General features: G+C 54.3%; 10 protein-coding genes, 1 pseudogene, 1 riboswitch and 2 other annotated features. Of the genes and pseudogenes, 4 read left to right on the forward strand and 7 right to left on the reverse strand.

All coding sequences use genetic code 11. From position 1 onward, the window contains the following. Positions 1-74: 74 nt before the first annotated feature. Positions 75-2,618: a LamG-like jellyroll fold domain-containing protein gene (locus tag ACFSW5_RS03755; RefSeq protein WP_379270060.1), complete on the reverse strand. Its 2,544-nt coding sequence runs from the start codon at positions 2,616-2,618 to the stop codon at positions 75-77. Positions 2,619-3,018: 400 nt separating this feature from the next. Continuing rightward, a riboswitch (cyclic di-GMP riboswitch) is annotated at positions 3,019-3,110 on the forward strand. Between the two features lie 171 nt (positions 3,111-3,281). On the opposite strand from ACFSW5_RS03755, the gene ACFSW5_RS03760 reads away from it, so the two are divergent. Both ACFSW5_RS03760 and ACFSW5_RS03765 read left to right on the forward strand, forming a co-directional pair. Next, positions 3,282-4,025: a hypothetical protein gene (locus ACFSW5_RS03760; protein WP_379270062.1), complete on the forward strand. Its 744-nt coding sequence runs from the start codon at positions 3,282-3,284 to the stop codon at positions 4,023-4,025. Then, complete coding sequence (locus tag ACFSW5_RS03765; protein ID WP_379270064.1) at positions 4,006-4,281, forward strand: hypothetical protein; 276 nt, start codon at positions 4,006-4,008, stop codon at positions 4,279-4,281. Before ACFSW5_RS03760 ends, ACFSW5_RS03765 begins: the two co-directional genes overlap by 20 nt. 94 nt (positions 4,282-4,375) lie before the next feature. Here the strand turns inward: ACFSW5_RS03765 and asd are convergent, their stop codons facing one another. The 6 genes and pseudogenes from asd to ACFSW5_RS03795 all read right to left on the reverse strand — a co-directional run bounded on the left by asd (position 4,376) and on the right by ACFSW5_RS03795 (position 11,659). Continuing rightward, a complete protein-coding gene (gene asd / locus ACFSW5_RS03770) occupies positions 4,376-5,461 on the reverse strand; it encodes an aspartate-semialdehyde dehydrogenase (RefSeq protein WP_379270066.1) in 1,086 nt (361 codons plus the stop codon). A gap of 187 nt (positions 5,462-5,648) precedes the next feature. Next, positions 5,649-5,913, reverse strand: a binding site (T-box leader). 57 nt (positions 5,914-5,970) lie between these two features. Beyond that, positions 5,971-7,230 carry a tyrosine--tRNA ligase gene (gene tyrS, locus ACFSW5_RS03775; protein WP_379270068.1) on the reverse strand — a complete coding sequence of 420 codons (1,260 nt, stop codon included), beginning with the start codon at positions 7,228-7,230 and terminating at the stop codon, positions 5,971-5,973. 96 nt (positions 7,231-7,326) lie between these two features. Further along, positions 7,327-7,553, reverse strand: a binding site (T-box leader). 155 nt (positions 7,554-7,708) lie between these two features. Next, complete coding sequence (locus ACFSW5_RS03780) at positions 7,709-8,842, reverse strand: zinc-dependent alcohol dehydrogenase (RefSeq protein ID WP_379270070.1); 1,134 nt, start codon at positions 8,840-8,842, stop codon at positions 7,709-7,711. A gap of 175 nt (positions 8,843-9,017) precedes the next feature. Continuing rightward, positions 9,018-9,956: pseudogene (locus tag ACFSW5_RS03785) on the reverse strand (aldo/keto reductase family protein). 53 nt (positions 9,957-10,009) lie between these two features. Continuing rightward, positions 10,010-10,747 (reverse strand): hypothetical protein, encoded by a 738-nt coding sequence (locus ACFSW5_RS03790; RefSeq protein WP_379270073.1) that lies wholly within the window; start codon positions 10,745-10,747, stop codon positions 10,010-10,012. A 24-nt stretch (positions 10,748-10,771) separates the two neighbouring features. Further along, positions 10,772-11,659, reverse strand: a complete 888-nt coding sequence (locus ACFSW5_RS03795; protein WP_379270076.1) for a LysR family transcriptional regulator — start codon at positions 11,657-11,659, stop codon at positions 10,772-10,774. Positions 11,660-11,857: 198 nt separating this feature from the next. On the opposite strand from ACFSW5_RS03795, the gene ACFSW5_RS03800 reads away from it, so the two are divergent. Both ACFSW5_RS03800 and ACFSW5_RS03805 read left to right on the forward strand, forming a co-directional pair. Beyond that, entirely contained in the window at positions 11,858-13,198 is a 1,341-nt protein-coding gene (locus tag ACFSW5_RS03800; RefSeq protein ID WP_379270077.1) for a uracil/xanthine transporter, read from the forward strand. 183 nt (positions 13,199-13,381) lie between these two features. Further along, complete coding sequence (locus tag ACFSW5_RS03805; RefSeq protein ID WP_379270078.1) at positions 13,382-14,863, forward strand: FG-GAP-like repeat-containing protein; 1,482 nt, start codon at positions 13,382-13,384, stop codon at positions 14,861-14,863. Positions 14,864-14,952: the final 89 nt, after the last annotated feature.

The following is a 14,952-nucleotide window of genomic DNA, read 5'->3' on the forward strand; positions in this document are numbered from 1 at the left end:
CAGAAACGACTTTGCCTTCCTCACGGAAGACAAAGTCGTTTCGAATCATTCCCGGCTCCTTCGCCGATTGACGGCTACCGGTTCGACAGCTCGGCAATCTGTGCCGGAGTCAGCTCGCCTTCAAAAACTTGCAGCTCGTCCAATGCGCCCTTAAACGGCGCGTCCCACCAGTTTACGCCCAAGCTGAAGGCGCCGCTGTCCGTCGTGAAAATATCGCGGAAATTCGAACCCGTAAACTTCTGCTCGCCGTTTACGTAAACTTTCAGCGTGCCGTTGCTGACGGAGAACGCCAGATGCGTCCATTCGCCCGCGGCGATTGTCAGCCCGGTCGTTCCGTCATACCAGCTTTCGCTGCCGGACCATACCATTGTATTGTCACCTACGGAGCCTTTAGGCACAAGGCTCACCCAGTTGTTCGCGTCCCTGGCGCCGAAGAAGGTCGCCGTATACGTCGTCAGCTGCTCCGGCTTCACCCACAGCGATACCGAATAGTCGTTGCTTGCGATCAAGCCGTCCGGCAGTCGAATGCCGGAAGCTCCGTCGAACACGGCGGCTTGGCCGCCGTTTGCGCCTTCGGCATACGTAATCGTGCCGCCCGTGTTGTCGATCCGGTCGCCCGTTACTTTGCCAGCCTCCAGACTTCCGGTCGACTCGTCCAGATTGCCTTCAAACGAATACTTTGCCGTCAGCTCCGCATTGACATAAGGAAGCACCGTCACCGTAAAGCTTTTGGAAGCGGAGACGGATCCTTTCGTCACGGTTGCCGTCAACGTAACGGTCGCATTGTCCGATCCGGATTCCGGCCGGTTGACGGCTCCCGTCTCGGCCACGACGTCCGGATTGGAGGAAGTCCATACAATGGACGCGTGACGGGCGCCTTCGGTCGGCAAGCTCAAATCGGCAATTACCGCATCCGTATTTTCAAGCTCCAGATCGGCGATAATATCGTCCGCGATTTGCTGATCAGTTTTATCTTCCTGCCTGCTTCCCCAAACCGCAACCCCTTGCTCCGACATGGCCGTAAACGTCATGACGTATTGCTCCGCCATAGGATCCCAGCCGCGCACGAATACGCCGCTGTAAACTTGACCGTCGATCGTCAGCTCGGCTTCGTTATGGCCGGTTTTTTTCCAGGTGCCGGTCACATCGCCGCTAATTTTGTTGTTTTGCTCAAGTTTGATATAGGACGATTCGATCAGATCGCCGGAAATCGCTTTTCCATGATTGATAAACTTGTATTCGCCGACGATATCCTGCCTATCGACTTTCTCCAGCGACTCGCCCGTATAGCGGTATGGAGCCGCGACTGGCCAGCCGTCCTTGTTCATAAACAATTGATGGATGCGCAGCTCGTGCGTCTCGCCTCTTTGCGGGAAACGCGTATGGAACACCACGAACATTTTGCCCGTCTCCGGATCGGTATACACGGAGTTGTGCCCCGGGGACTTGTAACCGAATCCGATACCGGTTCCCGGATCGCCCACTTCGCGTTTGAACAGGAAATTGCCCATCAACTTGTTGCCGTAAGCCGCATGATCGACGTCGCCGGGCAGAACCGCGGCGTTGCCGGCAGCGTCCACGTAAGGGCCGTCCGGGTTTTTCGAACGGAACGTTCTCATGTTGTAGCCGCCGTCCGCGCCAAGCCAGCCATACGTATCGAACAGGTGGTAATAGTCGGTCTCTTTGTTGTAAACGAGATAAGGGCCTTCGCCCGATTTAAAGTAGCCGCCCGCAATTTTCGTTCCGAAATAACGGTCCACCATGCGGCCGTCCGCCGTCGTCGAATCGGCGCCGGGGTAAACCGCTTTGCCCGTTGCGGGGTCGAGTTCAAGCAGGAAAATGCCGCCGGACCAGGAGCCGTACGTGAGCCACAGCTTGCCGTTTTTGTCCGTCAGAATCATCGGGTCGATGGCGTTGGGATACATCTTGTTGTTATAGCTTCCGTCTTCGTTAAACCAATCGCCGTTTTCGCCCTGCAGCGCGCCCGAATCGATCAGCGACGAAAGATTGGTGTTCGTCCACTTTTTGTTTACCTTGCTGTTCGCGTCGTAGGCTTCCTCTTCGGTAAATCCCGAATAAATAATCGTATCGACGTACGTATAAGGCCCTTCGATGTTTTGCGATACGGCGTAACCGATTGCGGACCTAATATAGGTCGAAGACGTCGAATAATAAATCATGTACGCGCCTTGGGTGCCGTCTTCATTGATATAGTCCGGGTTGTAAAAAACGTCCGGCGCCCATACGGCGAAGCCGCCTTTGCTGTCCGAATCGTTTTCGCCCGCCCATGCGAACGAAGCGGCCAAGTTTTTGGACAGATCGCCGTAAATCGCGTTGCCCGGCGTCGTGTAGCCGTTCGTGAACACCGTCCAGCTCATCAAGTCGTTGGACTTGGCCGCCTCGATATGCGTGCCGAACACATAATACGTATCGCCGTCCTTCACAATGGAAGGGTCGTGAACCGATACGTTTTGGAATACGGGCTCCGTATCGCCAGCGTCCTCTTGCGGCTTTTCGCTGTTATAGCTCATCGCTCCTCCCCCCATCGCCGTCGTTGGAATAGTTAACATAATCATTAATGATAATGACGCAAGCTTGCTGCCGAAGCTCTTAATCATTTCGTCCATACTCCTCCCATCTCGTGATAAAAACCTCTTACAACAAAAAAGCGCTTACACTTTCGCGAAAAGCTGCTGCCGGCCTGTGGCGGCGAGACCGTTTCGCGGGGCATCCCCCCCGTTTCTCCGTTATCCTTATGGATAAGATAACAACATCATTAATTAATTCATTAACAAATTAATATTACTATACGCTCCCGCTTTTGACAAGAACCTGTTGCTCCGTTTTTGTTCAAATCGTTTAAGTCTAAGGACTATGGTAAAATTGCCTCTTCGAATGCTTTTAAATGAATTAACTATTTCTAATTAACTATTATTTAATGAGAAATAAAACCAAAGTCCTATATAAAATCGAGGAAAAATCTTGTAAGTTTACATTATACGACAAATATATATGGTCGTACGATAATGGCAAACCCGTTGAAAAACGGGGACGCAAAGCTACAGGGGCTAAGGCGAATGTACCGCTCGCTATGCCAGCCAGTTACCGAATACGACGGGATACCTCCGTCTATTCATACTAATGATTCCAGATGGGAGGTTTTTTGTGCTGCTTTTTTATATTGAATAAGTCAAAGATTACCTTATTAATTAAACACTGTTACTCAAAAAACAAGTTTTCGAGCTTTTTGTGGTTGAACTTAAATTTAAAGGAGGATACTGATGAGTAACTTCAAACAGAACGATACCTCTATTTCGGGATCTGCAGTAATGGAAAATGGGGCGGCGCCTTACAGTCAATATGCGCCGGACATGCATGTATCGGTCGGTTGTATCCCATGTACCAGAGCGCACTTGTCGTCGGTTTCCGCAGCGCTCAAGGAGGGGGATGCCGAGACGGCGCGTGAAGAGATCTCCGCACTGATGGAGTACGATTTGACGCCGGAGAAGCTGGCTGCAACACCGGATAAAGACCGGGAAGTATTAGCCAAGTATGCAGAGGCTATTTCCTCCTTGCAACAAAAGCTGGCCGAACGTGTGCCGGAATTGACGGCGATTGCTGCATCGCTTAAAGAAGCGATCCGTTTCGCCAGGGTGGACGGTATAGAGCATCCCGAAGTACAGATGCGGCTTGAACGTTCTGAGGAACTGGTGAATGGCTTGGAACGGATTCGTTTCGCGCCGGAAAAACTGCTGCTTCTGGATCCGAAGACGCGCGACGAAATAAAACAGGTGCTTCCGGAAATTCGCGAGGCTCGGCATCAGCTTGTGAACGGCATCACCACACCGGATGATCTTGAATTCGTAAGCGTCCGTTTTGCCGAAATCTCGCGGAAAGTCAACGTGAATCCGGACCAGGAGACATTGCAACTCGCGCAGAAGGAAGCGGCGGAACTGAATTCAAGCTTTCGCCGGGATGTACTTAAAGCTTGGGGAGGAAAATCATATGAGTCAACTAGACAATGAGACCGTGTATGGCTTGACAGCGGAATGCAGCATAGCCGACCATCGCCCTTGCGAGCTTGCCACCGTCGTCGGGATGGCGGCTGACATCAGTCAACAAGAAGGTATTGCTCTGCCGCCGAAGCTTAAATCCATCATGGATACGCAGACGATGACTGAGACCAGTGTACGGTTGGCGCTCCATGAATGGGCGAATACGATTCCTGAGTCGCAAAAAGAAATTGCCGCGGATTTGCTTCGTATCGTTGAAAGGGAATAATGCATTAACACCTGCCAAGTCAAAGCCGGCCAGAGCTTAACGTAAAGCTCTGGCCGGCCGCAATCAATAAAGTGCTATAGCGATCCTGATATCCTTATTTGGCTTTAATGTAGCCTTCCGCTTTCAGCAGCTCGGCGATCAGGACGGCGCCCCCTGCCGCGCCGCGAAGCGTGTTATGAGACAATCCTACAAATTTATAATCGTAAATCGAGTCCTCGCGCAGCCTGCCGACCGACACGCCCATGCCGCGTTCGATATCGCGGTCGAGCTTCGTCTGCGGTCTGTTTTCTTCTTCAAAATAGGTGATGAACTGCTTCGGAGCGCTTGGAAGGCCCAGCTCCTGAGGACGGCCCTTGAAGCTCCGCCAACGATCCAAAATTTCGTCCTTCGACGGCTTGTTCTCGAACGACGCAAATACCGTCGCCAAATGTCCGTCCGTTACCGGAACGCGGATACATTGCGTCGTAATGAGCGGCGCGCTCGCTTTCACGATTTCGCCGTTTACGACGCTGCCCCAGATGCGGAGCGGCTCCTGCTCGCTTTTTTCCTCTTCCCCGCCGATGTACGGGATAACGTTGTCCAGCATTTCCGGCCAGTCGGTAAAGTTTTTGCCGGCTCCGGAAATCGCCTGATACGTCGAAGCGACCACCTTGGTCGGTTTGAAATCGAGAAGCGCGTTAAGCGCCGGCACATAGCTTTGGATCGAGCAGTTCGGCTTCACGGCAATGAACCCGGTTGCGGTGCCAAGCCGTTTGCGCTGCGCCTCGATAACCTCGATATGGCCCGGGTTGATTTCCGGGATGACCATCGGAACGTCCGGCGTCCAGCGGTGAGCCGAATTGTTGGAGATGACGGGCGTGCCCGTTTTGGCGTAAGCCTCCTCCAGCGCCTGAATTTCGTTCTTCTTCATGTCGACCGCGCAAAACACGAAATCGACCTGGCCCGCAAATTCCTCCACTTTCGAGGCGTCCTGCACGACGATCGGCTTCACGTCTTCCGGAATCGGACCGGACAGCTTCCATCTGCCCTGCACCGCTTCCTCGTACGTTTTGCCCGCGGAGCCGGCGCTCGCCGCGATAGCCGTTACTTGAAACCAAGGATGCCCATTCAACAGCTCGACGAAACGCTGACCTACCATTCCCGTTCCGCCAACGATACCAACCTTCAATTTTTGTGCCATCGGAATTCCAAATCCTTTCCTTAGTTATGATCAATAAGTAAGAATACATGTTCCAAGCGAAGGTCTTCCCTAAATTACTATTCAAGCCGGCCGATTTGGTGTGCCGAAGCCGCATAACACGTATATAAACCAAATCGAGCTGCTGAAGCAACAATAAAAAAATCCCACCCCCAAGACTCGTGTCAGCCTCAGGGACGAGATTGTTATCCTCGTGGTACCACCCTAAATTCGTCAATACGTCGCCATATTAACCTCTTCGAGTACGGCATTGCCGCGCAACGCTTATACTCTAGCTCTGTAACAGGAGCTCCTGTCGCACCACCCTCCGCTTAAGCGAATTCCGATGCGCTGCTCTGAGTCTTTCTTCAATAAACAATTCTTTGCCCGTTCCCAGCCATCCGGGCTCTCTGTAAAAGAATTCATCTATCTACTCGTCTCTTCATCGCATTTGAAATGTTGCGAATATAATAACAAATATCGACAGAGAAGTAAATATGAAATTGTCGGTGCTACGCCAACCGGACGAGGCTGTAGTTTTTCTTGCCTTTCCGGATGATGATGAACTTGCCGCCGATCGCTTGTTCCGCCGCCACTTCAAACGCAAGGTCGGTGATCTTGTCGCCGTTCATCGAGATCGCGCCGTTCGTAATGTCTTCGCGCGCCTGGCGCTTGGACGGCTCGATGCCGAGCTCCACAAGCCAATCCACAATGTTTTTCGATTCCCGGCCCGCCTCGTACGTCGGCATCTCCTTGAAGCCCTGCTCGATCTCGTCCGCCGTAAGCGAACGGATATCTCCGCTGAACAACGCCGCCGTAATGCGCTTCGCTTGCTCCAGCATTTCCTCGCCGTGCACGAATCGCGTCATTTCCTCTGCCAGCGCTTTTTGCGCTTCGCGTTTATGAGGTTCCGTCTTCACCTTCTCCTCAAGCGCTTCGATCTCTTCTTTGCTCAGGAACGTAAAGTATTTCAAATATTTCACGACGTCGCGGTCGTCGGTATTCGCCCAGAACTGGTAAAATTCATAAGGCGTCGTCTTGGCCGGGTCCAGCCAGATCGCGCCGCCGGCCGTCTTGCCGAACTTCGTGCCGTCCGCTTTCAGCATAAGCGGAATCGTCAAGCCAAACGCCTTCGCTTCCGGCCCGACTTTTTTGCGGATCAAATCCAGGCCGCTCGTAATGTTGCCCCATTGGTCGGAGCCGCCGATCTGCAGCTGCACGTCTTCATGCTGGTACAAGTGCAGGTAGTCGAGAGACTGCAGAATTTGATAAGAAAACTCGGTGAACGAAATGCCCGTCTCCAGGCGGCTCGCCACGACGTCTTTCGCCAGCATCGTGTTGATGCTGAAGTTTTTGCCGTAATCGCGCAGGAAGTCGATCACGTTAATTTTGTGCGTCCAGTCGTAGTTGTTGACCAGGCGGACCCGATTGTCTCCTTCGGTAACGAACAGCTTCTTCATCTGGGCGGTAAGCGCCTCGACGTTCGCCTGCACCTGCTCCAGCGTTTGCAGCGAGCGCTCCGTCTGCCGGCCGCTCGGGTCGCCGATCGTGCCCGTCGCTCCTCCGATCAAAATAACGGGGCGATGGCCCGCCAGCTGGAACCGCTTCAGCACCATAAACGGAATCAAATGGCCGATATGCATGCTGTCGCCGGTCGGATCGACGCCGCAATAAAGCGAAATCGACTTCGTATTCGTCAATTCCCGCAATCCTTCGGCGTCGGTCTGCTGGTTGATGGCTTCGCGCCATTCCAGTTCGTCGATAATGTTCACTGCGTAACAGCTCCTTCAATCAAATTGGTTGTTCCAGGGGTAAGGTTCTTACTGTCGTTTCGGGCATAAAAAAAATCGCCCCTCGTCTAGTTCAGACATAGGGACGATCGTTATGACCGCGTTACCACCCAGCTTGCATGACCGACGCGGGAAACCGCATCTTCGCATGCCACTCTCGGCGAGATATCGTTCGCCGTCTCCGCTTGGCGTTACCCAAGATACTCCAGAGTGTAATTCGCAGTCCTTGTATGTATCAGGTTCCATCAACCCCTGACTTTCTGCAACAGGGACAAAGCTGCTACTTTCTCTTTCAACGTATTGCGCTATAAGATTACAGACAGTATAGCGAACCGCAAAATCGATGTCAATACGGCAAAAAGACAGCCGCCCCGCCTCCTTCCCCGTCCGGAAACGGGCCGATTCACGGCGGCTTGTTACCGGATATGGCCGCGTCCCGCAAGTAAATGAACCCCCCGGTTTACGGCTTCAATACGACTTTGATGCAGCCGTCCTCATGCCCGTGAAACATCCGATACGCCCGATCCGCCTCGTCTAGCGGCACCCGGTGCGTAATAATCGCTGTCGGATCGAATTCGCGATTTGCGATTTTGTCGTATAGTTCCCGCATATAATGGGCGGCCGGGGCTTGTCCCATCTTCAGCGTAATGTTGCGGACAAAAAAAGCGCCGAGCGGGAACAAATTGTAATTGCCGCCGTAAACGCCCGTCATTTGGACGGTTCCGCATTTGCGGACGGCTTTGGTCGAGATTTGGATCGGACCGAGCGTTCCGCCTTGCAGCTTTAATTTCTGTTCGATATATTCAAGCGGAGACAGCTTCCCGTCCATCCCTACGCAGTCGATGACGACGTCGGCCCCGCCGTGCGTAATCTCCTTCAAATACTCTCCCATGTCGTCGTGCTTCTCGAAATTAAACGTTTCTACGGCGTAGATCCGCTTCGCATGCTCCAGCCGGTAGGGCAAATAATCCACGGCGATCACCCGTTTCGCCCCTTTCATCCAAGCGAATTTCTGCGTCATGAGCCCTACCGGCCCGCAGCCGAGCACAATGACGGTGTCGCCGTCCTTGACTCCGGCATGATCGACGCTCCAATATGCGGTCGGGAGCACGTCGGACAGGAACAACAGCGATTCGTCCTCGAGCTCGCAAGACGGCGGGATGACGAAAGGCATGAAATTCCCGAACGGCACCCGCAAAAATTCGGCTTGCCCGCCCGGATAATTGCCGAATTTCTCCGAGTAGCCGAAATAACCGCCCGAATCGTAATGCGGATTGCTGTTATCGCATTGGCTCTCCAACCCATGCTTGCAGTATCGGCACTCGCCGCATGCCACCGTAAAAGGAATGACGACGCGGTCTCCCTTTTTGACTCGCGTCACTTCCGGACCGACCTCCTCCACGATGCCCATCGGCTCATGTCCGATCACATAGCCCGGCGGAAGCGGAAAATTTCCTCGATACAAATGCAGATCCGACCCGCAAATCGCGGTGCTCGTAATCCTCACCACGATGTCGTCCTTTTTCTCAATTGCCGCGTCCCGCACGTTCTTCACTTCAACCGTGTTAGGTCCCTGATACGTTACCGCCTTCATGATCCGTCAAGCCGCCTCCCTGTTCACTCAAGTTAAACAACGTTTATTTTGTTGAAAATACTGCCGTTTATTCGCCTTGCGCGAAAATGAGGAGACCGCTTGAAGAACAAAAAAGACGGGCGAAATCCGGTGTGCCGGTTACGCCCGCCAATCAATCGATTCAACTAAGATCGTATCAGTTCAAAATCTCTTCGATGCGCGCAAGCACGTCTTCGCTTAACGTGATGCCGGAAGCTTTGGCGTTTTCGGCCACTTGCTCCGGCCGGCTGGCGCCGACAAGGGCGCTCGCGACATTCGGCTGCCGCAGTATCCATGCAAGCGCGAGGTTGCCGACCGAAATGCCGAGCTCCGCCGCCACTTTTTCCAGCTGCTTCACCTTCTCGATTTTGTCCTCGGTAATGTTTTTGCGCATATTTTCCAGCTTCGCCGCGCGGCTGTCCTGCGGCAGATCGGACGCGGACGTATATTTGCCCGTCAGCAGCCCTTGGGCCAGCGGCGAGAATACGACTTGGCCGATGCCGGACCGTTCGCTAAGCGGGATGATCTCTTTCTCGATATACCGCTGGAACATGTTGTAAACCGGCTGATTGACGACGATGCGGTCCAGCAAATAACGGTCGGCGACGCCAAGCGCTTCCGCGATTTGCGACGCTTGCCACTCGCTTACGCCGACGTACAGCACCTTGCCCTGGCGCACCAGATCGTCGATGGCGCGAAGCGTTTCGTACAGCGGCGTCTCCGGATCGTGGCGATGGCAATAGAAAATATCGACGTAATCATGCCCAAGCCGTTTCAAGCTGGCGTTCACCTGCTCCGTCACATGCTTGCGGGACAAGCCCCGGTCGTTAGGACCCGTGCCCATCGGCCAGAACGCTTTCGTCGCCAGCACGTACGACTCGCGCGGATACGCTTTCAACGCTTCGCCGACAAGTACCTCGGCCGCTCCTTTCTCGTACACATTGGCCGTATCAAAAAAATTTATGCCGAGCTCGTAAGCCGTTTTAATCGAATGGATCGCGTTCTCCTTCTCTACGTAACCGCCGTATGTAAGTCAGCTTCCCAAACTGATTTCGCTTACCTTTAACCCGCTTCCGCCCAATCTCCGGTACTTCATTGCACATTCCTCCCTGGATTGTTATGGTTACCCTTTCATGATATAGCAATGCCTTAAGCTTGGGAAGCCCCGAACCAATCGGCAATCCGTTTCCGGTGTTCGGATTTGAGGCTTTCGAACTGCGGCCTCCGGTGGCCGTTGGCCCCCGACGGATGCGGAAAGTCCAGCAGGCATCTGTTTTCCGGGACAATCCCCTCGTTTATAAAATGCCGCAGCACCCCGGAGACGGCTTTGCCGAGCGGGATGACGAGCGCCTGGCCCACCGTCTCGATCTCCCAGCGGAACAGCCCGCATGCGAACCGGCTGAGCATAGGGGACTTCAATATTTCAGGGTTGTGTCCGGTATAATTGCGGCCTTTCGCAAATACCGGGTAGCGAACGACCGAAGTCGTATGCAGCAAATCGTTCCGGTTTTGAAAAAGGTCGGCGCTGCTGCGAAGCGATAATGCGTCCGGCAGTCCCAGCTCGTCCAGCATAGCGATCAGATTGCGGCGCATCGAACCGGCAAAGCTGGCCTGCCGCTTGGCCCGCCGGTACACCTCTTCGTCCGGCAGCCCGTTCAAGAAGTCCGTCCGGGCTTGCCTGATCGCGATTTCCATCTGCGTAAAACCCGGCGTAATGCCGATGATGAACACCTTCGCCTCCGCATTGACCGTATTAAACGGAATATAGTACATCTTCAGATCGTCCTGTTCTTCGATCAGCAGCTCGGGAACGAGCAAATCTTCCTTCGTCAGCTCCCGGTCCGGAAGGCCGGCGATATATCGGTTATATCGGTTTAAATCGATCATTCGGAGCACCCCCTCGCAGTACAGCTATTGGCCGTTCGAAATCATTTCGATCAGCCGGACCGCCGCTTTGCTTAAATAATCGCGCTTCAGCCAAATGACGGCAGAATTTGAAGCAGCCTGCGGACTGTCGATCCGATAGGAACGGATGCTCTCGCTGCGGTATCTGGCAAGCGACGTTTCGGGCAATACGGAAGCGCCGAAGCCGGAAGCGACAAGCTCCGCCAGCATGCCGATGTCGGAACATTCACCGATAATGGCGGGCGAAAGCCCTCTTGAATGGAATTGTTCCAACAGCAAATTATACAGCCCCAAGCCTTCGGTGCTCGGAAGAAGGAGCGGATACCCGGCGATCGTCTCATAGGAGACCGCTTCGGCCGCCTCTGGGGGCGTCAACGGCCCCGCTTCCCCGATCACGAAATAGAGCGGCTCTTCGCCGAGCACGACGTAATCGAATCCGTCCAAATCAATGGGGAGGCGTACGATAGCCAGATCAAGCGCTTTGTCCCGAATCAGCTTGATCAGCGTGTTCGTTTCGTTCTGCTGGATTTTGAACGTCACCTTCGGATAGAGCGCCCGAAATCGGCTGAGCGCCTCCGGAAGGCGGGCATCCGACAGCGTATTGACGCCGATGGACAGCTTCCCCCGTATGCCCAGCCCGGATTGCTGCACCTCCGCTTTCGCTTCGTCCATTAATCTGGTTATCGTGAGCGCATGCTCGTACAGCGTTTTGCCCGGAGCGGTCAATTCCAGATGGCGGCCGTTCCGGTGAAACAGAGGAACGCCAAGCTCGGTCTCCATCAGCTTCAGCTGCTGACTGAGCGGCGGCTGAGACATGTGCAGCCTTTGCGCCGCGGACGTGACCTGACGCTCCTCGGCCAACGCAATAAAATACCGCAATTGCTTTACATCCATTCAAGCATTCCTCCACGTCAAGCGCGCAAACGTTCAATCGAGTTCCATATGATTTTCATATGCTTTGGCAATGGAATAAATATTATTCATATATCTTATCCCATGATACCATATAAACGTTACATCGCAATGGAGGGATAATGTGAGCTATACCGCAATAATTGATGATGGAAAGCTGGGAAAACGATGATGCAAAAAATGAAATCAAACGATGGTATAAGCATACTGCTCGCAGGCGTGCAGTGGCTTTTCTTTTTGTTTACGAATACGGTGCTCGTGCCGCTGTCGATCGGCCATGCGCTTGGGCTGGCTTCGCCGGAAATCGCCGCTTCGATGCAGCGCTCGTTTATTTTGACGGGCTTGCTGTGCATCGTGCAGGCGCTTTGGGGACACCGCTTTGCGCTGATGGACGGTCCGGCCGGCGTCTGGTGGGGGCTTGTGCTCGGCATTTGCGCAGCGGCGCCGGCCATGGGTATGGATCTGGGCACGGTTGCCGCGAGCTTGACCGCCGGCTTCCTCATATCCGGCATCGTTGCGATCATACTGGCGCTGCTCGGATTTCTGAGGCTGCTGCAGCGTATATTTACGCCTATCGTCATGGGCGTTTATTTGCTGCTGCTGACGTTTCAACTGGCCAACACCTTTTTCAAAGGCATGATCGGCTACAACGACGACGACAAATGGGATTTGCAGGTGGCCGGCTTATCCTTGTTCGTAATCGTGGTCGTATCCTTGATCCACATGAAAGGCAAAGGGAAGCTCGGACAGTACTCTCTGCTGGGAGGAATTGTGGTCGGCTGGATCGCTTACGCTTTATGTTTCGGAAGCGGCGGCGGATCAGGCTCGGCGGAAGCCGGCACCGCGATGATCTGGCATTGGATGCCGTGGGGGACGCCCGTCTTCGAGCCCGGCATCGTCATGGTCGGCCTTCTTGCCGGCTTGGTGAACATGACCAATACGTTAACGAGCCTCATTGCCGCGGGCAGGCTCTATCAGCAAGAAGCCGGTCAAAAACAGTTCGTCCGCTCGCTGCTGATTACGAATCTGTTCTCTGTCGCCGGTGGCTGCTTCGGCCTCATTCCGTTCGGAACGTTCGCGTCCTCCATCGGCTTTCTGGAAAACACGAAAGTGCTGCGCCGTTCCGCCCTCATCGCGGGAGCCGCCTTGCTTGCGCTGGTCGGCATCGTACCCGCGCTGAGCGGATGGCTGGCGCAGCTCCCGCTTTCGGTCGGCAGCGCGGTATTGTTTGTCGCTTATCTGCAAATGTTCGGAACGGCCATCCGATCCTTCCACGGAACAACGTTTAACGCCAAAACGATATACCGCGTAGCTCTTCCGGTATTGACCGGAATCGGCATTATGAACGTTCCGGCATCCGCCTTTGCGGAATTTCCGCCTCTATTGACGCCAATCGTCTCGAACGGACTCGTCATCGGCGTCATCCTGGCCATCGCGATGGAAAACGCCATCCGATGGGACAAATACGAAACCAAGCCTTCCGGAGCGGCGGTTCCGCGGGAATCCGCTTCCGTACGGTAACAGGCATACGATATAGGGAGAGCCTTCCGGCTGCTCCCTTTTTTTTATCGAAAGAACGGCGTTTCGGCTTATTCCGCCGATTTTCCCCGAATTTTGACGCTTTATATTGGTCGCTTTTCGAATATCATTATTGTATATTATTATTCGAACAGAGAATTATAACCATTTTTAGGAGATGATTGAATGGGAACGAAACGGGGAATTTTCAGTTCGAAAAGAATTGTAAGCGCTATCCCAAGCCTGCTCGTCCTGTCTCTTGCGGTATTATCCGTTCCTGCGCATGCCTTCGCCGCTGCGAACATCTCATTCGAACGTATCGACAACGAAATTAACGAACAGGGAAGCCGGCTTGTATCCGCCGAAATGAACGGAGACGGCAACGAAGATATTATTGTCGCCGAATACGGCACCGGCATAAGTTTGATGAAAGGAAACGGGGAAGGCACCTTTCAAATTCCCGTCTTCCTTTATGACGGATCCGAACAGTGGCTTGCCGAAGAGCTAAACGATGACGGGCTGGCCGATCTCATTGTTTACAGCGGTTCAACGATACAGATTTTGCTGCAGCAACAAGACGACATTTTCCTCCCGGTCTCCTCGTACGAGATGGCCGGCGGCATCAACGGCATTACCTCCTCCGATCTAAACGGAGACGGACACGCCGATCTGGCCGTTGCCAACCGTTCAGGCCGAATCGTGTACATGAGAGGATATGGAGACGGTACGTTTGACCTCGCCGGCCAAACCGAACTCGGCTCCGGCCGGTTCCCGCTGCCGCCAACGATCGGAGATTTCAACGAGGACGGCAACGCGGACATGCTTGTCGGAAGCCAAGCAGGCGGCACTTCCGAAGAAAATCCGCACATTGCGCTATGGACCGGCGACGGCGATTGGTCTTTCGCCCCATCCCCTCCTTATTCCGCCAGATCCGAAGTAACCGCGTTAGCCGCAGAAGATTTTAATGGGGACGGTCACTTGGACGCCGTATCCGGGCACCCGGGCAGCGCCCCCGAATTATGGCTCGGCAACGGCGACGGCACGTTTCAGAGCAGCCCGCTGGACGGTTCGATCTTCGAGTCCGGCGTATCCATGCTCGATACCGGCGATTTCAACGGAGACGGCGTGACGGACTTGTTCGCGGTCGGCGAAGGCTCGCGCCGGTCATTCTCCGTGGCTTACGGCAACGGCGACGGCACGTTTCAAGCCCCGGTCCACGAAGAAGATACGGACGAGGAGATTCGTTATTACGCCATCGGCGATTATAACGGAGACGGCAAATCGGACGTCGCGCTTTCGTATGCGGATCAATTTACGATTTCCGTTTACATGGCCCGGGGCGACGGCCGGGCGAATGAGGATATCGCCCGGCCGGTATGGCCGGACGATCATGACCTTACCGTGACGGGTGCTACCTACGATTCGGCCGAGCTGCATTGGACTCCGGCCAGGGACAATGTCGGCGTAGAAGCTTACGAGCTGTATCAGGACGGGCATCTGATCCGGACCGTGACCGGAGCAACCGCTTCCTATCGGGTAACCGGCCTTGTCCCGGAATCGTCTTATTCCTATCATCTGGTGGCCGTTGACGCTGCGGGCAACCATAGCGGCAACAGCCGGACAGTACGGGTGACGACGCTTGCCGAGCCTGCAGGCAGCGAACCGTAACACAAGCATTCGACGATGTTCGGCGGGAGCTGTTCCGGACAACCCCAACAAGGCTGCCGTACGGCGGCAGCCTTGGCATTTACAATATG

Source organism: Paenibacillus thailandensis (assembly GCF_042685365.1).
GTDB lineage: Bacteria > Bacillota > Bacilli > Paenibacillales > Paenibacillaceae > Paenibacillus_AP > Paenibacillus_AP thailandensis.